19 protein-coding genes are annotated in these 18,254 nt (G+C 71.4%); 12 read left to right on the top strand and 7 right to left on the bottom strand.

The features are described from left to right. Window positions 1-49: 49 nt before the first annotated feature. Together BLU20_RS11095 and dapD are read right to left on the bottom strand one after the other, a co-directional pair. Window positions 50-922, bottom strand: coding sequence for a hypothetical protein (locus tag BLU20_RS11095; protein WP_083372545.1), 873 nt, complete (start codon window positions 920-922; stop codon window positions 50-52). Continuing rightward, a complete protein-coding gene (gene dapD / locus BLU20_RS11090) occupies window positions 922-1,887 on the bottom strand; it encodes a 2,3,4,5-tetrahydropyridine-2,6-dicarboxylate N-succinyltransferase (RefSeq protein WP_083372544.1) in 966 nt (321 codons plus the stop codon). The genes BLU20_RS11095 and dapD overlap by 1 nt, the downstream gene beginning before the upstream one ends. 49 nt (window positions 1,888-1,936) lie before the next feature. On the opposite strand from dapD, the gene dapE reads away from it, so the two are divergent. The 6 genes from dapE to BLU20_RS11060 all read left to right on the top strand — a co-directional run bounded on the left by dapE (window position 1,937) and on the right by BLU20_RS11060 (window position 7,913). Continuing rightward, window positions 1,937-3,064 (top strand): succinyl-diaminopimelate desuccinylase, encoded by a 1,128-nt coding sequence (gene dapE, locus BLU20_RS11085; RefSeq protein ID WP_083372543.1) that lies wholly within the window; start codon window positions 1,937-1,939, stop codon window positions 3,062-3,064. Window positions 3,065-3,073: 9 nt separating this feature from the next. Beyond that, window positions 3,074-3,907 (top strand): LOG family protein, encoded by an 834-nt coding sequence (locus BLU20_RS11080; protein WP_029252374.1) that lies wholly within the window; start codon window positions 3,074-3,076, stop codon window positions 3,905-3,907. Next, the gene (folP, locus tag BLU20_RS11075) at window positions 3,904-4,824 is read left to right on the top strand and encodes a dihydropteroate synthase (protein ID WP_231959203.1); all 921 of its coding nucleotides are present in this window, start codon (window positions 3,904-3,906) and stop codon (window positions 4,822-4,824) included. The genes BLU20_RS11080 and folP overlap by 4 nt, the downstream gene beginning before the upstream one ends. After that, on the top strand, window positions 4,821-6,002 hold the full coding sequence (locus BLU20_RS11070) for a hypothetical protein (protein WP_083372542.1): 1,182 nt from the start codon (window positions 4,821-4,823) through the stop codon (window positions 6,000-6,002). Before folP ends, BLU20_RS11070 begins: the two co-directional genes overlap by 4 nt. A gap of 135 nt (window positions 6,003-6,137) precedes the next feature. Further along, entirely contained in the window at window positions 6,138-6,305 is a 168-nt protein-coding gene (locus tag BLU20_RS11065; protein WP_081829658.1) for a DUF3117 domain-containing protein, read from the top strand. 9 nt (window positions 6,306-6,314) lie between these two features. Further along, a complete protein-coding gene (locus BLU20_RS11060; protein WP_231959202.1) occupies window positions 6,315-7,913 on the top strand; it encodes a leucyl aminopeptidase family protein in 1,599 nt (532 codons plus the stop codon). A gap of 32 nt (window positions 7,914-7,945) precedes the next feature. Here the strand turns inward: BLU20_RS11060 and BLU20_RS11055 are convergent, their stop codons facing one another. Beyond that, entirely contained in the window at window positions 7,946-8,593 is a 648-nt protein-coding gene (locus tag BLU20_RS11055) for an O-methyltransferase (RefSeq protein ID WP_083372541.1), read from the bottom strand. Between the two features lie 203 nt (window positions 8,594-8,796). Here BLU20_RS11055 and BLU20_RS11050 point away from each other — a divergent pair, with 203 nt between their 5' ends. Genes BLU20_RS11050 through BLU20_RS11030 form a run of 5 tightly spaced genes read left to right on the top strand, consistent with a single transcriptional unit; the run spans window position 8,797 to window position 13,351 of the window. Beyond that, window positions 8,797-10,194 (top strand): S1C family serine protease, encoded by a 1,398-nt coding sequence (locus BLU20_RS11050; protein ID WP_083372540.1) that lies wholly within the window; start codon window positions 8,797-8,799, stop codon window positions 10,192-10,194. 9 nt (window positions 10,195-10,203) lie between these two features. After that, entirely contained in the window at window positions 10,204-10,599 is a 396-nt protein-coding gene (locus BLU20_RS11045) for a Sec-independent protein translocase family protein (RefSeq protein WP_029252380.1), read from the top strand. A 43-nt stretch (window positions 10,600-10,642) separates the two neighbouring features. Continuing rightward, on the top strand, window positions 10,643-11,683 hold the full coding sequence (trpS, locus tag BLU20_RS11040) for a tryptophan--tRNA ligase (RefSeq protein WP_029252381.1): 1,041 nt from the start codon (window positions 10,643-10,645) through the stop codon (window positions 11,681-11,683). After that, window positions 11,680-12,234 carry a 2'-5' RNA ligase family protein gene (locus BLU20_RS11035; RefSeq protein ID WP_083372539.1) on the top strand — a complete coding sequence of 185 codons (555 nt, stop codon included), beginning with the start codon at window positions 11,680-11,682 and terminating at the stop codon, window positions 12,232-12,234. The genes trpS and BLU20_RS11035 overlap by 4 nt, the downstream gene beginning before the upstream one ends. Window positions 12,235-12,247: 13 nt before the next feature. Continuing rightward, on the top strand, window positions 12,248-13,351 hold the full coding sequence (locus BLU20_RS11030) for a YihY/virulence factor BrkB family protein (protein WP_083372538.1): 1,104 nt from the start codon (window positions 12,248-12,250) through the stop codon (window positions 13,349-13,351). A gap of 67 nt (window positions 13,352-13,418) precedes the next feature. On the opposite strand, the gene BLU20_RS11025 is transcribed toward BLU20_RS11030, so the two are convergent. From BLU20_RS11025 to sdhC, 4 genes are read right to left on the bottom strand one after another with little or no spacing between them, the layout of a single operon-like run. Next, window positions 13,419-14,189: a succinate dehydrogenase iron-sulfur subunit gene (locus tag BLU20_RS11025; protein WP_029252384.1), complete on the bottom strand. Its 771-nt coding sequence runs from the start codon at window positions 14,187-14,189 to the stop codon at window positions 13,419-13,421. After that, complete coding sequence (gene sdhA, locus BLU20_RS11020; RefSeq protein WP_029252385.1) at window positions 14,189-16,021, bottom strand: succinate dehydrogenase flavoprotein subunit; 1,833 nt, start codon at window positions 16,019-16,021, stop codon at window positions 14,189-14,191. Before sdhA ends, BLU20_RS11025 begins: the two co-directional genes overlap by 1 nt. A gap of 43 nt (window positions 16,022-16,064) precedes the next feature. After that, a complete protein-coding gene (gene sdhD, locus BLU20_RS11015; protein WP_029252386.1) occupies window positions 16,065-16,514 on the bottom strand; it encodes a succinate dehydrogenase, hydrophobic membrane anchor protein in 450 nt (149 codons plus the stop codon). Continuing rightward, entirely contained in the window at window positions 16,514-16,897 is a 384-nt protein-coding gene (gene sdhC / locus BLU20_RS11010) for a succinate dehydrogenase, cytochrome b556 subunit (RefSeq protein WP_083372537.1), read from the bottom strand. Before sdhC ends, sdhD begins: the two co-directional genes overlap by 1 nt. 209 nt (window positions 16,898-17,106) lie before the next feature. Between sdhC and BLU20_RS11005 the strand changes: the two genes are divergently transcribed. After that, entirely contained in the window at window positions 17,107-18,228 is a 1,122-nt protein-coding gene (locus tag BLU20_RS11005; protein WP_029252388.1) for a mannose-1-phosphate guanylyltransferase, read from the top strand. The last annotated feature ends 26 nt before the right edge of the window (window positions 18,229-18,254 follow it).

Raw genomic sequence — 18,254 nt, 5'->3', positions numbered from 1 at the left:
TGCGAGGGGTGGTGGCGGGCGCTTCGGTCTCCGTGCGGCTCGGTCGCTCCTACTCGTGCGGTGCGGGTGCGACCCGGATCTCGACCTGACCGGGGGCGGGGCCGCCGTCGATCTCCTCCCACGTCGGCGACGACCTCGTCCAGCGGTGCCCGTCGACGGTCACCGCGTCGGCGTCGGTGTCCTGCGCCGTCGCGACCGCCCACTGGGCGACCGCCCAGGACGTCCTGACGCGGTCACGTGCCGTCGTCCCGCCGAACCCCTCGGTGTCGACCGTCACGGTGTCGCCGTCGACCTCGCGCGGCGCGTCGCCGAGATCCCGGTCGATCCGCTCGACGAGCGCCGTGGTCTCGCCCGTCGGGTTCTCCACCGCCGCCAGCTCGCACGTCAGCGCAGCCTCGGAGTATCCGCTGAGCGCCGACGCCCATGCGCGGGAACGTGTCTCGTGCTGGGCGTACGCGAGCGGGAACGCCGACCGCTGCACGCGTTGCGCGGCGTCGGTCACGTCGAGCGTCTCGTACCCGTCGATCGTCTCGAGGACGTCGTAGAACGCGTTGGTCGAGTAGACGGGATCGAGGATCTCCGCCTCGCTGCCCCACCCCTGGGAGGGGCGTTGCTGGAAGAGACCCAGGGAGTCGCGGTCGCCGTAGTCGATGTTGACGAGCTTGGACTCCTGCAGACCGGTCGCGATCCCGATCGTCGCGGCCCGTGCCGGCAGGCCGCGCTCGACGGCGGTGATGCCGATGAGCGCGGCGTTGTCCGTCTGGACGGGGGAGAGGTTCCAGCTCGTCCCCTCGGCCGTCGCCGAGCAGCGGTCGGCGACCGGGTCGCCGGCGTCGAGGCGGTTCAGCGCGGCGACGACGGCCACCATGGCGAGCGCCCCCACGGCGACCGCCGTCGCCGCGACACGGCCGAACCCGGGCATCAGTTCGCGTGCAGCGCCGCGTTGAGCTCGACGCCGGTGCCGGCGCGCGGGACGACCTCGACGCCTCCGGAGATCGAGTTGCGGCGGAACAGCAGGTTGTTCATGCCCTTGAGCTCGCGGGCCTTGACGACCTGGGGCTCGCCGCCGGTCAGGACCGTCACCTTGGTACCGGCCGTCACGTACAGCCCGGCCTCCACGACGCAGTCGTCACCGAGAGGGATCGCGATGCCGGCGTTGGCGCCGAGGAGCGAGCGGCGGCCGATCGAGACGACCTCCTTGCCACCCCCGGAGAGCGTCCCCATGATCGAGGCCCCGCCGCCGATGTCGGACCCGTCGCCCACGACGACGCCGGCCGAGATCCGCCCCTCGACCATCGACGTCCCGAGCGTGCCCGCGTTGAAGTTGACGAAGCCCTCGTGCATCACCGTCGTGCCGGCGGCCAGGTGGGCGCCGAGCCGGACCCGGTCGGCGTCACCGATCCGGACGCCCGACGGGACGACGTAGTCGACCATCCGGGGGAACTTGTCGATGCCGTAGACCGTCACGGGGGCTCCCGTCGCCGCACGCAGGCGCATCCGGGTCTCCTCGAACCCCTCGACGGCGCACGGGCCGCGGTCCGTCCACACGACGTTGGTGAGCGTGCCGAAGACACCGTCGAGGTTCACACCGTGCGGCTGGACGAGCCGGTGCGAGAGCAGGTGCAGGCGCAGGTAGGCGTCGGCGGCGTCGGACGGCGCGGCGTCCAGGTCGACGACGGTCCGGACGGGCGTGAGGGTGACCCCTCGAGCGGGGTCGGACCCGGCGAGCTCGGCGACGGCGCCCGTGGGCGAACCCTCCGGGGCCTGGCCGAGGGCGGGGGACGGGTACCAGACGTCGAGGACGGTGCCGTCGTCGGTCACGGTGGCGATGCCGTCCGCCCAGGCGGTGCGGTCGGTGGCAGAGGTCTGCGTGGCGGGAGAGGTCATGCCGGACAGCGTAGTCGTGTGCGAGAGGCCGCCGGGTAGGGTCCGGGGCATGGACTCATCGCACCCCGACACCGTGGAGCTCGACGCGACCGGCGACCTGATCGACCTGTGGCGGGCGGTCTGCGACGCGCCGTCCGTCAGTGGTGACGAGACGGCGCTCGCCGACGCGGTCGAGCGCGTGCTGCGTGGTTGCGCGCACCTGGAGGTCCTGCGCGACGGCGACGCGATCGTCGCCCGGACGCACCTCGGCAGGCCGCACCGCGTCGTCGTCGCCGGGCACCTGGACACCGTCCCGCTGACCGACCCGCCGAACCTTCCGACGCGTATGGAGGGCGAGGGGGAGGACGCGGTGCTGTGGGGGCGTGGCACCGTCGACATGAAGGGCGGTCTGACGGTCCAGCTGGCGCTCGCCGTCGAGCTGACCGACCCCGTCGTCGACGTCACCTGGGTGTTCTACGACCACGAGGAGGTCGAGGCGGAGCTCAACGGTCTCGGACGGCTCGTGCGCCACCACCCGGAGCTCCTCCACGGGGACTTCGCCATCCTCGGCGAGGCGACGAACGCCGGCATCGAGGGCGGCTGCAAGGGCACACTGCGGGTCGAGGTGACGACCACCGGCGTGGCGGCCCACTCGGGCCGCCCGTGGATGGGCACGAACGCCATCCACGCCGCCGCCGAGGTCCTCGCGCGCCTGGACGCCTACGAGGCCCGTGAGGTCGACGTCGAGGGCCTCGTGTACCGCGAGGGGATGAGCGCCGTCCGCATCTCGGGCGGCATCGCCGGCAACGTCGTCCCGGACCGGTGCACGGTCACCGTGAACTACCGGTTCGCGCCGGACAAGGCCCTCGACGAGGCGATCAGCCACACCCGTGAGCTCTTCGACGGCTTCGACGTCGTCGTCACGGACGCCGCGCCAGGCGCCCGCCCCGGGCTCGACGCGCCCCTGGCGCAGGACTTCGCAGCCGCCGTGGAGAGGTTGACGGGGGTCGAGCCCGCGGCGAAGCAGGGGTGGACGGACGTGGCTCGCTTCTCAACACTTGGCGTCCCCGCCGTGAACTTTGGTCCGGGCGATCCGCTGCTCGCGCACAAGGACGACGAGCACTGCCCCGTTTCCGACGTCCGCACGTGCCACGCCGCCCTGCGCGCCTGGCTGACCGGTGCCCCCGCCGACGCCTAGGCTCGTGCCATGAGCGACGAAGGACTGCCCCAGACAGGTTCCGGCTACCGCAAGGGGCCTGTGCTCCTGCGCGGCCCGCAGATCCCCCACCTGACGACCGACGCACGGCTCCTCGACACCGCGGGGAGCGCCGACTGGGTCCACTCCGACCCGTGGCGGGTGATGCGGATCCAGAGCGAGTTCGTCGAAGGGTTCGGGGCGCTCGCGGAGGTCGGGCCGGCCGTCTCCGTCTTCGGGTCCGCGCGCACACGCGCCGACCACCCCGACTACGCCCTCGCGCACGACGTCGGGGCGCGCCTCGCCGAGGAGGGGTACGCCGTCCTGACCGGTGGCGGCCCCGGGATCATGGAGGCCGCCAACAAGGGTGCCTCCGAGGCCGGGGGGCTCTCGGTCGGGCTCGGCATCGAGCTGCCGTTCGAGCAGGGGATGAACGAGCACGTCAACCTCGGCGTCAACTTCCGGTACTTCTTCGCCCGCAAGACGATGTTCGTCAAGTACGCCCAGGGCTTCATCGTCCTCCCCGGCGGGTTCGGCACGTTCGACGAGCTCTTCGAGTCGCTCACGCTCGTCCAGACCCACAAAGTCACCGAGTTCCCGATCGCCCTGGTCGGACGCGACTACTGGGGCGGGCTGCTCGACTGGGCCCGCGACGTCGTCCTGCCGCGCGGCATGATCAACGAGCACGACCTCGAGCTGCTCCACCTCGTCGACACCGCGGAGGAGGCTGTCCGCTACGTCTGCGACCGCGGCGCCGAGCTGCGCGCCGAGGAGATCGCGGCCGTCGAGGAGGCCGCGGAGGCCGCCCACGAGGCGGCGGCCAGCGCGGACGACGCGTCCGCGTGAGCGTCCCGCCGCCCTCCGCCCGGCTCGTGCTGCGCGGGCGGGACCTCGGCGCCGCCCCGGTCGTGATGGCGATCGTCAACCGGACCGACGACTCGTTCTACGCGGCGGCGCGCCACCTCGACGACACGGTGGCGCTCGCGGCCGCCGAGCGGGCTGCCGAGGACGGTGCCGCGATCGTCGACGTCGGCGGGGTGCGCGCGGGGGTCGGACGCGAGATCAGCACTGACGAGGAGATCGACCGGGTCGTGCCGTTCGTCGAGCTCCTCCGCCGCGAGATCCCCGACGTGCTGGTGAGCGTCGACACGTGGAGGTCCCAGGTCGCCCACGCCGCGGCTGTCGCCGGTGCGGACCTCGTCAACGACACCTGGGCGGGTCACGACCCGCGGCTGGTCGAGGTTGCCGGCCGGCACGGCGTGGGTGTTGTGTGCTCGCACACCGGCGGAGCCACTCCGCGCACGGACCCCCACCGCGTCGCCTACCCGCTGCCCGACGACGCGCCCGCGGGCAGCGAGCCACGGGACGGCGTCCTCGTCGACGTGATACGGCACCTGGGACGGGCCGCCGCACGAGCGGTCGAGTGCGGGGTCCCGGCCGCCTCGGTGCTCGTGGACCCGACGCACGACTTCGGGAAGAACACCTGGCACTCGCTGCACCTGCTGCGCCGCACGGACGCGCTCGCCGACCTCGGGTACCCGCTCCTGATGGCGCTCTCGCGCAAGGACTTCATCGGGGAGAGCCTGGGCCTCGACGCCGAGGACCGGCTGGAGGGCACCCTCGCCGCCACCGCGGTCGCCGCCTGGATGGGTGCCCGGGTCTTCCGCGCGCACGACGTGCCCGCGACCCGCCGCGTCCTGGACATGGTCGCAGTCGTCCGGGAGGACAGCGCGCCGGCGCGGGTGCTGCGCGGGCTGACGTGAGGCTGCCGTGGTGGGCGCGGGTGCTCGTCGTCTACGGCGGCGCACGTGCCATGAGCGCGGTACTTCTCCTCGCCGTCGCCCAGCAGCAGGCGGCCACGCTCTGGACGGACGCCGCGCCGTCGTACGCCGAGTTCACCGGCGGGATGTGGGACGCGAACTGGTACCACCAGATCGCCGAGAGCGGGTACCCCTCGACCCTGCCGCGCGGCGAGGACGGCGCCGTCCAGCAGAACGCGTGGGCCTTCTACCCGTTGTACCCGGCCCTCGTTCGCGCCGTCATGACGGTCACGGGCCTCGACTGGGTCGTCGCCGCCCCGACGGTCTCGTTGCTGCTCGGTGCCGGGGCGATACTCGTGCTGTACCGGCTCGTCCTCGCAGCCTGCCCCGGCCTCGTGCGCGGCCGACCGGGGTTGCCGCTGGCCGCCGTCGCGGTGACCTCGACCTTCGTCTCCGCTCCCGTCATGCAGGTGGGGTACAGCGAGTCCCTCGCACTCCTGCTCGTCACGACGGCGCTCCTGCTGCTGGTGCGCGGCCGGTACCTGACGGCGGTCCCCGTCGTCCTCGCGCTCGGGTTCGCGCGGCCCGTCGCTCTCCCGCTCGCGTGCGTCGTGCTCTGGCACGGCGCGGTGCACGGGTACCGGTGGTGGGGCGCACGCCGTGGCTCGCGTCGCGGGGACGTCGGCGCCGTCGCCCGGTGGGCCGCGCTGCTCGTGGCCACGGTGGTCGCGGGCTTCGCCTGGCAGTGGGTGTGCGCCGCGGCGACGGGAGAGCCGGACGCGTACTTCCTGACCCAGGAGGCCTGGCGGGGGACGGGTGAGGTCGTCCCCCTGCGGCCCTGGTTCCTGGTCGCCGACTGGCTCTTCGGCGGTCCGGGGCCGTGGCTCCTCGTCGTGCTGCTCGCCGTCGTCGCAGCCGTCGTCCTGTGGCCCGCCGCGCGACTGGGTCCCGAGCTGCGGTCGTGGCTCGGCGCCTACCTCGCCTATCTCGTCCTCGTCCTCGAACCGGGGACCAGCCTGGTCCGGTTCCTGCTCCTGGCCTTTCCGCTCTTCGTCCTCGTCGTCGCATGGACGCGCTCGCGGGTCTGGCTCGCGGTCGTCGTCCTCGCGGGGATCCTGGGGCAGTTCTGGTGGATCTCCAGCCTCTGGCAACTCGTGCCGCCGTCCGGCTGGCCGCCCTGAGGGATTCGTGACGGTTTGGACGTGACGAGGTGGGGGTCCGGTGAACTAGACTTGGGTGCGCACCTCCGATGCTCGGGAGTTCCTGGGCTGGCGTGGTGATCGACCCGAGGCACAACAGAAATGGAGAGCCCCCACATGGCTGCGATGAAGCCGCGGACGGGTGATGGACCGCTCGAGGCCACCAAGGAAGGGCGTGGCATTGTCATGCGCGTCCCGCTCGAGGGTGGCGGCCGCCTTGTGGTGGAGCTGAACGCCACGGAGGCGAGCGAGCTCGCCGAGGCCCTCCAGGGCGTCGTGAGCTGAGGCGCTTGCGTGCCTGACATCCCGCTGGACCGCTCCACCTCGGTCGCGGACGGCGTCCTGCCCGACGTCGTCGCGGCCGAGGGGACCGTGCTGAGCTGCGCCTTCCTCACCGACGAGGAGGTCGACGCTCTCGTCGTCGCCGTCGCCCCCGCGCCAGAGGTCGAGGACGGCCCGCAGCCGCGCGCCGGCGCCGTCGACGCCACGACGCGGTACGGCGTCGACCTCGCGGACCTCGCGGACCGCTCCGGCGGAAGCCGGTTCGTCGGCCGCGCCGGCGAGGTGGTGACCTGCGAGCTCCCCCGCGTCCACGCCGGCTCGACCACGACGCTGCCGTGGGCAGGGCTGCCCTCCCGCATCGTGCTCGTCGGAATCGGTGACAGCTCGCCGACCGCGATGCGCCGTGCAGGAGCCGCGCTGGCTCGCGAGATCGACGGGCTCGACCGTGTCGTGTCCGCCGCCACCCAGGGCGCCGGTGCCGATGCGACCCGTGCCTACGTCGAGGGATATCTCCTCGCGGCGTACCGGAGCCCCCGCTTCGGCGGCGCTCACCCCGAGGGTGAGCGCACCCTCGGAGGTGCTCAGCAGCTCGTGCTGCTCGGGGAGGACGTCGAACCCGTCATCGCCGCAGTGCGGGACGAGGTCGCCGCCACCTGGCTCGTGCGCGACCTTGCCGCGACCCCCTCCTCCGTCAAGACCCCCGCCTGGCTCGCCGCCCGTGCCGAGGCGCTGGCCGTCGAGGCCGGGCTCGACGTCGAGGTCCTCGACGAGGACCAGCTCGAGGCCCAGGGGTTCGGCGGGATCCTCGCCGTCGGGCAGGGGAGCCAGTCAGCGCCGCGGCTCGTCCGAGTCTCGTGGGAGCCGGACAACTGGTCCCGGCACGTGGTCGTGGTCGGCAAGGGCATCACCTTCGACACCGGCGGCCTGTCGATCAAGCCGCGCATGTCGATGATCCCGATGAAGACCGACATGGCCGGTGCCGCCGTGGCGCTCGCGACGGTCCTGGCGGCCGCGCGGAGCGGACTCGCCGAGAAGGTCACGGCGGTCCTGCCTCTCGCGGAGAACCACTTCGGCGCCTCGTCCTACCGGCCCGGCGACGTCCTGCGGATGTGGAACGGGACCACGGTCGAGATCGCCAACACCGACGCCGAGGGGCGGCTGGTCCTCGCGGACGCGCTCGCGTGGGCGTCGGCGACCCTGGACCCGGACGTCCTTGTCGACGTGGCCACCCTCACCGGCGCCGCCTCGATGGGGCTGGGCGCGCACCACGGGGCGCTCTTCACGACCGAGGACGCTCTGGCCGCGTCGTTCGAGAGCTCCGGGGAGCAGGTCGGGGAACCCGTCTGGCGGATGCCGCTCGTCGACGAGTACGCCCCGGCGATCCGGTCGACCGTGGCAGACCTGCGCCACGTCCCGCAGGACCCGCCCGGCGGCGGTGCCATCACGGCAGCGCTCTTCCTGCAGCAGTTCACCGACGGTCGACCGTGGGTGCATCTCGACATCGCCGGACCTGCGCGGTCGAGCAAGGCGCGGCACGAGATCCCCGAGGGGCCGACCGGGTTCGGAGCCCGGCTGCTGCTGCGCTCGCTCGAGTCGCTCCCGAGGCCGTAGCTCGACCTGTCCGTGGGGTGGTCAGCCGTCGGTCAGCGCCGGACGGCGAGGAGCAGTCCGTCTCCGGTGGGGAGCATCGCCGGCACCACCCGGTCGTCCTCGCGCAGTCGACGGCCGACCTCCCGCACGATCGTGGTCACCTCGTCGCGTCGTGCGGGGTCGGCGACGCGGTCCCCGGCCAGCGCGCTCGCGATCGCCAGCGTCCCACCCGGGCGCAGGAGGCGGATGCCCTGCTCGACGTAGTCGGGGTAGCTCGGCTTGTCGGCGCCGACGAGCACCAGGTCGTACGCGCCGTCGGTCAGGCGGGGCAGGACGTCGCGCGCTCGGCCCGGGATCGTCCGGGCGCGCGTGGGGCGCAGGCCCGCCTCGGCGAACGACTGCTTCGCGACGCGCTGGTGCTCGACCTCGACGTCGATGGTGGTCAGCACGCCGTCCTCGGGCATGGCGCGGAGCATCCAGAGCGCGGCGACGCCGGTGCCGGTGCCGACCTCGACGACGGCCTTGGCACGCAGCGCGGCCACGAGCGCGGCGAGCGCGGCGCCCGTTCCGGGGCTGACCGCCGTGCAGCCGAGCTCCGCGGCCTGCTCGCGTGCGCGCAGCAGCACCTCGTCCTCGGCGACGAAGTCCTCGCAGTACATCCAGCTCGAGGCCTTGACGGTCGGGCGGCCGATGTCGCTCATCGCGTTCTCCCGTTCTCAGTCCTGCTGGGGGCACCCGCTCCGGCACGAAGCAGACGGTGAGCCGGCGTGGCTCTGCCGCGATCGTACCGGGGAGCCGGGGACATCCCCGTGCGGCGCTCCGGCTCCGACGACTACCATGCGGGGGACGTGACGCCCGACCCTCGTCGCCCACGCCGAACCCGACAGGAGAAGCGCCCCAGCCCATGACCGGACAGGACCCCGACGCCACCGACGGCTCGCAGGACCCCGGAGCCCCGGAGGTCACGCCGACCCCGGCCCGTCCCGCCGGCGCCTTCGCTCCGCCGACGGCGGAGCCCGCCGCCACGCCCGTGAACGAGCCTGGCGCGGCCCCTGAACCCCTCTGGCCCGTCCCTGCGGCGCCGTACGACGCCGGGGAGGGTCACGGGCCGGCGACCGTCGGCCCGGGGAGCACCGCCGGTGCTGCGTACGGGCCGGGCCCGTACGCTCTCGCCGCGCCCGCGTCACGGCCGACCTCCGACTGGCCGCGTCCGCGTGCCCGGCGCGTCTCGGTGGGCATGACCGCCGGCATCGCGGTGCTCGCCCTGGTCGCCGGTGCCGTCGGAGGGGTGGCGGCGAACCGCATCGCGGCCGAGGTCGGGATGTACCGTCCGGTCGACGCTGCTCTCCCGGAGTCGTCCGCCGCGACGCAGCCGGCGGGCGCGATCGCGACGATCGCGGCCGAGGCGATCGACTCCGTGGTCTCGCTCGAGGTCGTCGGGGACGACGGGGTGTCGACCGGGTCAGGCGTCGTCATCCGGGCCGACGGGTACATCCTGACGAACAACCATGTCGTCGCGGACGCGAGCGGTGACGATGCGGTCACGGTCCTGATGACCGACGGCAGCGAGCTTCCCGCCCAGGTCGTGGGTCGGACATCGGACTACGACCTCGCGGTCGTGAAGATCAACGCGACGGACCTGACCCCGCTCGTCCTCGGTGACTCCGACGAGGTCGTGGTCGGTGACCCGGTGGTCGCGGTCGGCGCGCCGCTCGGGCTCGAAGGAACCGTGACGACGGGGATCGTGAGCGCCCTTCACCGGCCCGTGGCCGCCGGGCAGACGGACACGGCGTTCATCGACGCCATCCAGACCGACGCGGCCATCAACCCGGGGAACTCGGGGGGGCCGCTCGTCAACGGTGCAGGGGAGGTCGTCGGGATCAACTCGGCGATCGCACAGCCCCCGGGAGCGCTCCAGGCGACCGGCAGCATCGGCCTGGGATTCGCGATCCCGTCGAACCAGGCGCGGCGGACCGCCGAGGAGCTGATCGAGACCGGCTCCGCCACCTACCCCGTCATCGGTGTGCTCCTGGACGAGCGGTACTCGGGCGAGGGCGTCCAGGTCGTCAGCGACCCGCTCGAGGACCAGGAGGCGGTGGTCCCCGACGGGCCCGCCGACGACGCCGGCATCGAGCCCGGGGACGTCATCCTCGCGATCGACGGCCGGCCCGTGACGCGGACCGACGAGCTCGTCGTCGCCATCCGGGCCAAGGCCCCGGGCGACGAGGTGACCCTGCAGGTCAGGTCCGGCGACGAGGAGAGCGACGTCGTCGTCGTCCTCGACGAGGCCGTGAGCGAGTAGGCTCGTCGGGTGTTCTTCGGCATCAACGGAAGCGAGTTCCTGCTCCTGGCGCTGCTCGCGGTCGTCGTCATCGGGCCGGAGCGGCTGCCTCGGTATGCCGAACAGCTGGGTTCGCTCGCCCGTCGCGGACGGAGCTATCTCTCGACGGCCCGGGAGCGCGTCGACTCGGAGCTCGGCGACGAGTTCGGCGATGTCGACTGGTCCAAGCTCGACCCCCGTCAGTACGACCCGCGTCGGATCGTGCGCGAGGCGCTCTCCGACGACGTCGAGGTACCCCGGTCGCCGCGGCCAGGTGCGGGGCCGGGAGCGGCCGGTGCGGCCGCCGTCGCCGGGGCCACGGCACTGGGCGGCGGGCCGTCCGCGGAGCTGCAGGGCCCCGCGCCGTACGACGACGAGGCGACCTGAGTCGTCTACCGTTGCCCATCGACTTTCTGACAGAATGAGAAACATGCCCGTGTCACGCTTGGACAGCGCCAGTCCGCGAATCTTGTCGGGAATGCAACCGACCGACGACTCGCTGCACCTCGGCAACTACATCGGCGCGCTCCGGCAGTGGGTAGCCCTGCAGGACTCCTACGACGCCCTCTACTGCGTCGTGGACCTCCACGCGCTGACGGTGACTCCCGAGCCCGCCAGGCTGCGTGAGCGGACACGACGCACGGCCGCTCAGTACCTCGCCGGCGGCGTCGACCCCGAGCGTTCTGCCCTCTTCGTCCAGTCGCACGTCCCGCAGCACACCCAGCTCGCCTGGGTCCTGGAGTGCCAGACCGGTATCGGCGAGGCGATGCGGATGACGCAGTTCAAGGACAAGAGCGCCAAGCGCGGGTCGGACAGCACGTCGGTGGGGCTGCTGACCTACCCCATGCTGATGGCGGCCGACATCCTGCTCTACGACACCGCCCTCGTGCCGGTCGGCGAGGACCAGCGTCAGCACCTCGAGCTCACGCGGAACCTGGCCGAACGGCTGAACGCGCGGTTCGGCGAGGACACGGTCGTGGTGCCCGAGCCGCACATCGTCAGGTCGTCGGCCAAGGTCTACGACCTGCAGGACCCGACGTCCAAGATGAGCAAGTCGGCGGCGAGCCCGAAGGGCCTGATCGGCCTCCTCGACGATCCCAAGCAGATCGCGAAGCGGATCCGCGGCGCGGCCACGGACTCCGGCAGCGAGATCCGGTTCGACCGCGACGAGAAGCCCGGCATCTCGAACCTCCTGTCGATCTACTCGGTGCTCACGGGCCGGGACGTCGACTCGATCGTCGCGGACTACGAGGGCAAGGGCTACGGGCACCTCAAGGTCGACCTCGCGGACGTGGTGGTCGACGTGCTGACCCCGTTCCAGGCACTGGCCGCCGAGTACCTGGACGACCCGGCCGAACTCGACGCCGTGCTCGCCCGCGGCGCAGAGAAGGCTCGTGGCATCGCCCAGGACACCGTCGACCGAGTCTACGACCGTATCGGTCTGGTGCCGGCCGCGGGGTCCGTGCGGTGAACATCCCGGAGCGTGGTCCGGGGCAGCGGCGCATCGGCGTCGCTGTCGAGGTACCCGCTCCGTACGGCGCCCAGCTGCAGGAGGCCCGTGCCCGGTTCGGGGACGCGTACGCCGACGCGATCCCGCCCCACGTGACGCTGCTCGGCCCGACCGTCGTCGACGAGGTCGACGTCGACCACGTCCACACGCACCTGGCCGACGTCGCCGCCCAGCACACACCCTTCCGGCTCCACCTGCGCGGCTCTGCGACGTTTCGCCCGGTCTCGCCCGTCGTCTTCGTCCAGGTGGTCGAGGGGATCGTGGAGTGCGAGGCGCTGGAGTCCCACGTGCGGTCCGGGCTGCTGCACCAGGAGCTACGGTTCAACTACCACCCGCACGTGACGGTCGCGCACGACCTGGACGACGCGGCGCTCGACCAGGCCTTCGACGAGATGGCGGGCTTCGACGCGACGTTCGACGTCGCCGAGATCGTGCTCTACCTCCACGGTGACGACTCCGTGTGGCGTCCGACACGCAGGTTCTCCCTCACGGGCGAGGTACGGACCGGCTGACTAGGGTCTGAGCATGGCCCACTCGTCGACGTCGCCCCCCTCCGGAACCGTCGGTGTCGTGGCGACCAAGGGAAAGCAGCTCGCAGACCTCTGGGCCCACAGTCGGCCGGGACGGACCTTCCAGCGGTACGGAGCCACCCGCGGGGCGCTGCTCTGCGGTGGGATCGCCTACTCCGCCCTGTTCTCCATCTTCGCCGCCCTGGCTATCGTCTTCACGGTCTTCTCGCGGGTTCTCGGCAGCAACAGCGAGCTCGAGGACGACGTCGTCGCGCAGATCAACGAGTTCATCCCCGGTCTGATCACGACCGACACGACGTCGGGGATCGTCAGCATCGACGACCTGATCCTCTCCGGCTCGCTCTGGCCGACCCTCCTCTCCGCCGGAGTGCTGCTGTGGACGGCGATCTCGTTCATGACGGCGCTGCGCCGCGGGGTGCGGGCCCAGTTCGGGCTGTCCGAGGTCGGGCAGTCCTTCGTCATGTCGAAGGTCTGGTCCCTGGTCGGGTTCGTCGGCCTGGGCATCGGCGTCGGGCTGTCGACGGCCGTCAGCGTCGTGGCGGTCCAGCTGGGGGAGTGGCTCACCCAGGACCTTCTGTCCCTCGGTGACGCGGGGTCGTTCCTCGTCACCGCCGGGGGTCTGCTCGCTTCCCTGGTGATCGACACGGTCGTCGTCGTCGGCGTCGTCGTCGTGGTCGCCGGGGCGCGCCCCCGTGGTCGTGATCTCTGGATCGGTGCGGTCGTCGCCGGGGTCGCGTTCGGTGCGCTGCGCGCACTCGGGACCAGCGTCGTCGCGGGTGGTGCCGACAAGAACGCGCTGCTGGCATCGGTGGCCGTCGTGGTCACGCTGCTCCTGCTGGTCAACTTCGTCTCGCGCGTGCTGCTGCTCGTCGCGGCCTGGATGGCCGACCCGGCGTACGTGGAGCCGCACCCCGAGCCTGTCGAGACGCTGCGCGAGCGTGTCGACCGTGAGCGAGAGATCCGGGCCGGGCAGGGCTACGGATATCCCTGGAGCCCGCTGGTCCGGGGTGTCCGGCGCGGTCTGCGACCGCGCCCGCGTCGGCTCGTGCGCCGCGGCGAGGCGCTACGGCCGGAGACCCGGCCGGGCGAGTACCACTAGTCACCCCGAGGACGAACGACGGCGCCGCCCACCCGGAGGTGAGCGGCGCCGTCGGACCGTGCGTGGATCAGAAGGCGCGGGTGATCATCGCCCGCTTGACCTCCTGGATGGCCTTGGTGACCTCGATGCCGCGCGGGCAGGCCTCGGTGCAGTTGAAGGTCGTGCGGCAGCGCCACACGCCCTCCTTGTCGTTGAGGATCTCCAGACGCTGCGTGGCGCCGTCGTCCCGGCTGTCGAAGATGAACCGGTGGGCGTTGACGATCGCCGCGGGGCCGAAGTACTGCCCGTCGGTCCAGAACACGGGGCACGAGCTCGTGCACGCCGCGCAGAGGATGCACTTGGTCGTGTCGTCGAAGCGCTCGCGCTCCTCGGACGACTGCAGGTGCTCCTTGGACGGCTCGTTCCCCTTGTTGATGAAGAACGGCATGATCTCGCGGTAGGAGGCGAAGAACGGCTCCATGTCCACGATCAGGTCCTTGAGGACCGGCAGGCCCTTGATCGGCTCCACGATGATCGGCTTGTCGGGGTTGACGTCCTTGAGGAGCGTCTTGCACGCCAGGCGGTTGCGACCGTTGATGCGCATCGCGTCGGATCCGCACACGCCGTGCGCGCAGGAGCGCCGGAACGAGAGCGTCCCGTCGTCCTCCCACTTGATCTTGTGGAGCGCGTCGAGCACCCGGTCGGTCCCGTGGACCGTGATGGTGAACTCGTCCCACCAGGGGTCGGGCCCGACCTCGGGGGAGAAGCGCTGGATCTTCAGCGTGACGTCGAAGGACGGGATCTCGCCGGCGGCCGGCTTGTTCTCGGCCTCTGCGGTGGTGTCCAGGGTCGCAGTCATCAGTACTTCCGCTCCATCGGCTCGTACCGCGTCTGGGTGACCGACTTGGATCCGAGGACGATCTTGTAGTCCCCGAACTCCTCGACGTGGTCGAAGTAGTTCTCGACCGTCCCGTCCACGGTGTCGCCCGCCGTCGCCGGACGGCGGTACGTCATGGTGTGCAACATGTAGTTCGTGTCGTCGCGATCGGGGAAGTCCTCGCGGTAGTGGCCACCGCGCGACTCCTTGCGGTTGATCGCGGCGACGACGGTGATCTCGGCGAGGTCCAGGAGGAACCCGAGCTCGAGGGCCTCGAGGAGGTCGGTGTTGAACATCTGGCCCTTGTCCTGGACCGAGACGTTCTTGTACCGGGCCTGGAGCTCACGGATGTCGGCCAGCGCCTGGTCGAGCGACTCCTTGGTGCGGAACACCTGAGCGTTCGCGTCCATCGTCTCCTGGAGGGCCTTGCGCACCTCGGCAACGCGCTCGCCCTCGGGGCGGTCGCGCATCTCGTCGAGCTGGGCGATCGTCCGGTCCGCGGCGTCGGCCGGCAGGTCGTGGAACGACGCCGTCTTCGAGTAGGCGGCGGCGCTCCGGCCGGCGCGCTTGCCGAAGACGTTGATGTCGAGCAGCGAGTTGGTGCCCAGGCGGTTGGAGCCGTGGACCGACACGCAGGCGACCTCGCCGGCCGCGAAGAGGCCCTTGACGACGTTGTGCGAGTCGCGCAGGACCTCGCCCTCGACGTTCGTCGGGATGCCACCCATGGCGTAGTGCGCCGTCGGGTACACCGGGATCGGGTCCGTGTAGGGCTCGATGCCGAGGTAGGTCCGTGCGAACTCGGTGATGTCCGGGAGCTTGGCGTCGATGTGCGACGGCTCGAGGTGCGTGAGGTCGAGCAGCACGTAGTCCTTGTTCGGGCCGCAGCCGCGTCCCTCGCGGACCTCGTTCGCCATCGACCGGGCGACGATGTCGCGCGGTGCCAGGTCCTTGATCGTCGGTGCGTACCGCTCCATGAAGCGTTCGCCGTCCGAGTTGCGGAGGATCCCGCCCTCGCCTCGTGCGGCCTCGGAGAGCAGGATGCCGAGACCGGCAAGGCCTGTCGGGTGGAACTGGAAGAACTCCATGTCCTCGAGCGGGAACCCGCGACGCAGCGCGAGCGCCATGCCGTCACCGGTCAGCGTGTGGGCGTTCGAGGTGGTCTTGAAGATCTTGCCCGCGCCGCCCGTGGCGAAGATGATCGCCTTGGCCTGGAACACGTGGATCTCGCCGGTGGCGAGGTCGTAGGCGACGACGCCGGTCGCGTTGACCTCGGCCCCGTCGGCCATGTCCTCGGTCGACAGGTCGTGGTCTGTGATCAGGTCGAGCACGTAGAACTCGTTGAAGAACTCGACGTCCTGCTTGACGCAGTTCTGGTAGAGCGTCTGCAGGATCATGTGCCCGGTGCGGTCCGCCGCGTAGCACGAGCGACGCACGGCCGCCTCGCCGTGGTTGCGGGTGTGCCCGCCGAACCGGCGCTGGTCGATGCGACCCTCGGGGGTGCGGTTGAACGGCAGGCCCATGTGCTCGAGGTCGATGATCGCGTCGATCGCCTCCTTGGCCATGATCTCGGCCGCGTCCTGGTCGACGAGGTAGTCGCCGCCCTTGACGGTGTCAAACGTGTGCCACTCCCAGTTGTCCTCCTCGACGTTCGCGAGGGCGGCGCACATGCCGCCCTGGGCGGCGCCGGTGTGCGAACGCGTGGGGTAGAGCTTGGTGATGACGGCTGTCCGGACCTCGCCGGACGCCTCGAGCGCCGCGCGCATGCCGGCACCTCCGGCACCGACGATGACGACGTCGTACTGGTGGGTCTGCATCGGGGACGATGCCTCCTCCGGGTGAGTGGGAACTGTCGCGGCGTCAGGCCGTGCAGAACGACGCGAGCAACTCGGCTGGAGCGTCGGCGGGGCAGGGGTCGAAGGTGAAGATCACGAGGGTGCCGAGGACGACGACGATCGTGAACGCCACGTAGAGGAGGAGCTTGAGCACCAGGCGGGTGCCGTCGCGCTCCGCGTAGTCGTTGATGATCGTGCGCACACCGTTGGTCCCGTGGATCATCGCGAGCCACAGCATCAGCAGGTCCCAGATCTGCCAGAAGGGGCTCGCCCACTTGCCGGCGACGAAGCCGAAGTCGATGGCCTTCACGCCCTCTCCGACCATGAGGTTGACGAAGAGGTGGGCGAAGATGAGAGCGATGAGGATGACGCCAGAGACGCGCATGAACATCCAGCTGTAGAGCTCGAAGTTCGACCGCGTGATCTTCTGGCGGGCGTAGGGCGAACGCGGTGCGGCGAGAGCGGTCGTGGCCATCAGTGCCCACCTCCGAAGACGTTCATCAGGTGGCGGGGCAGGAACCCGGCCATGGTGACGACGGTCCCGCCGACGACGACCCACAGCATGACCCGCTGGTACTTCGGACCCTTGGCCCAGAAGTCGACCAGGATGATGCGGATGCCGTTGAAGGCGTGGTAGACGATCGCGGCGACGAGACCGGCCTCGCCGAGCCCCATGATGGGTGTCTGGTACGTGCCGATCACGGCGTTGTACGCCTCGGGCGAGACGCGGACCAGTGCCGTGTCGAGCACGTGCACGAGTAGGAAAAAGAAGATCAGCACGCCAGTCACGCGATGCGCGACCCAGGACCACATTCCTTCGTGGCCGCGGTACAGCGTGCCAGCGGGTGCACTTGGCACGGTCTGGCCTCCTGTGACGGATCCGATGGCGACGCGTCCTGGCGGGTCGCGGTCCGACGTCGGAGCGCGTGGACGCGTCAGGAGTTGTCCGTTCTCCGGACCACTGTAGTGAATAAGTTGTGGACGTAGAGCCGCGGCCCCCGATTCTGACGGGCGTTCGTCTCAATATGTGACGGACGCCACGTCCGCGTCGTCACTATGATCGACGCATGGGACAAGCAGCGGGGCCGATCGAGGACTTCTACGCCGTGGTGCCTGCGGGCGGCGCAGGGACGCGGCTCTGGCCGCTCTCCCGTCGGCAGACGCCCAAGTTCCTCCTCGACCTGACCGGGAGCGGTCGCACGCTCCTGCAGGCGACGGTCGACCGGTTGGCTCCGCTCGCCGGTGACGAGGGGATCGTCCTGGTCACCGGTACCGCCCACGTCCCGGCGGCTCGCGAGCAGCTGCCGGGGCTCGCCTCCGACCAGATCCTCGCCGAGCCGTCGCCCCGGGACTCGATGGCGGCGATCGGCCTCGCGGCCGCCGTCCTCGCCGAGCGGCACGGCGACGTCGTGCTCGGGTCCTTCGCGGCGGACCAGGTGATCTCGGGGCGTGAGGCGTTCGACGACGCGGTGCACGAGGCGGTCGCCGCGGCCCGTGACGGGTACGTGGCCACGATCGGCATCGCCGCGTCGCGGCCGTCGACGGCGTTCGGGTACATCCGGTCGGGGACACCGCTCGGCGTGGCTGCGGCGCCGTCCGCCCGGAATGTCCGGGGCTTTACTGAAAAGCCCGATGCCGCGACGGCACGCGAGTACCTCTCCTCGGGGGAGTATCGGTGGAACGCCGGGATCTTCGTCGCGCGGACGAGCGTGCTCCTCGGCCACCTGGCGGAGCAGCGGCCCGCGCTCCACGACGGGCTGCGCACGATCGCCGCCGCCTGGGACACGCCCGAGCGTGACGCAGTGCTCGACGCCGTGTGGCCCGGTCTCGAGCGCATCGCCATCGACCACGCCGTGGCGGAGCCGGTCGCGGCGCTCGGCGGGGTCGGCGTCGTCCCGGGCACCTTCGGGTGGGACGACGTCGGGGACTTCAACTCCCTGGCCGCACTGCTGCCGTCCGACGACGGTGCCGGCTCCAAGGTGCTCGGCGACACCTCGTCCGTGGTGCGGCTGGAGAGTGCGGGCTCGGTCGTCGTCCCGGGGGATCGCACTGTCGCCGTGCTCGGGCTCGACGACGTCGTCGTGGTCGACACCCCCGACGTGGTCCTCGTGACGACGCGCGCTCGCGCGCAGCAGGTCAAGGACATGGTGGGTCTGCTCCACGAGCAGGGGCTCGACGAGCTGCTCTAGGTGGACACCGGGGAACGGTCGGCAGA

This window comes from Paraoerskovia marina (assembly GCF_900105445.1).
Lineage (GTDB): Bacteria > Actinomycetota > Actinomycetes > Actinomycetales > Cellulomonadaceae > Paraoerskovia > Paraoerskovia marina.
This window is presented reverse-complemented; position numbering and strand designations above follow the sequence as displayed.

Bases quoted from the DNA above. Each gene is read 5' to 3' on its own strand.
- BLU20_RS11095 (WP_083372545.1), bottom strand. From the start codon at position 922: ATGCCCGGGTTCGGCCGTGTCGCGGCGACGGCGGTCGCCGTGGGGGCG.
- dapD (WP_083372544.1), bottom strand. From the start codon at position 1,887: ATGACCTCTCCCGCCACGCAGACCTCTGCCACCGACCGCACCGCCTGG.
- dapE (WP_083372543.1), top strand. From the start codon at position 1,937: ATGGACTCATCGCACCCCGACACCGTGGAGCTCGACGCGACCGGCGAC.
- BLU20_RS11080 (WP_029252374.1), top strand. From the start codon at position 3,074: ATGAGCGACGAAGGACTGCCCCAGACAGGTTCCGGCTACCGCAAGGGG.
- BLU20_RS11065 (WP_081829658.1), top strand. From the start codon at position 6,138: ATGGCTGCGATGAAGCCGCGGACGGGTGATGGACCGCTCGAGGCCACC.
- BLU20_RS11055 (WP_083372541.1), bottom strand. From the start codon at position 8,593: ATGAGCGACATCGGCCGCCCGACCGTCAAGGCCTCGAGCTGGATGTAC.
- BLU20_RS11050 (WP_083372540.1), top strand. From the start codon at position 8,797: ATGACCGGACAGGACCCCGACGCCACCGACGGCTCGCAGGACCCCGGA.
- trpS (WP_029252381.1), top strand. From the start codon at position 10,643: ATGCCCGTGTCACGCTTGGACAGCGCCAGTCCGCGAATCTTGTCGGGA.
- BLU20_RS11030 (WP_083372538.1), top strand. From the start codon at position 12,248: ATGGCCCACTCGTCGACGTCGCCCCCCTCCGGAACCGTCGGTGTCGTG.
- BLU20_RS11025 (WP_029252384.1), bottom strand. From the start codon at position 14,189: ATGACTGCGACCCTGGACACCACCGCAGAGGCCGAGAACAAGCCGGCC.
- sdhA (WP_029252385.1), bottom strand. From the start codon at position 16,021: ATGCAGACCCACCAGTACGACGTCGTCATCGTCGGTGCCGGAGGTGCC.
- sdhD (WP_029252386.1), bottom strand. From the start codon at position 16,514: ATGGCCACGACCGCTCTCGCCGCACCGCGTTCGCCCTACGCCCGCCAG.
- BLU20_RS11005 (WP_029252388.1), top strand. From the start codon at position 17,107: ATGGGACAAGCAGCGGGGCCGATCGAGGACTTCTACGCCGTGGTGCCT.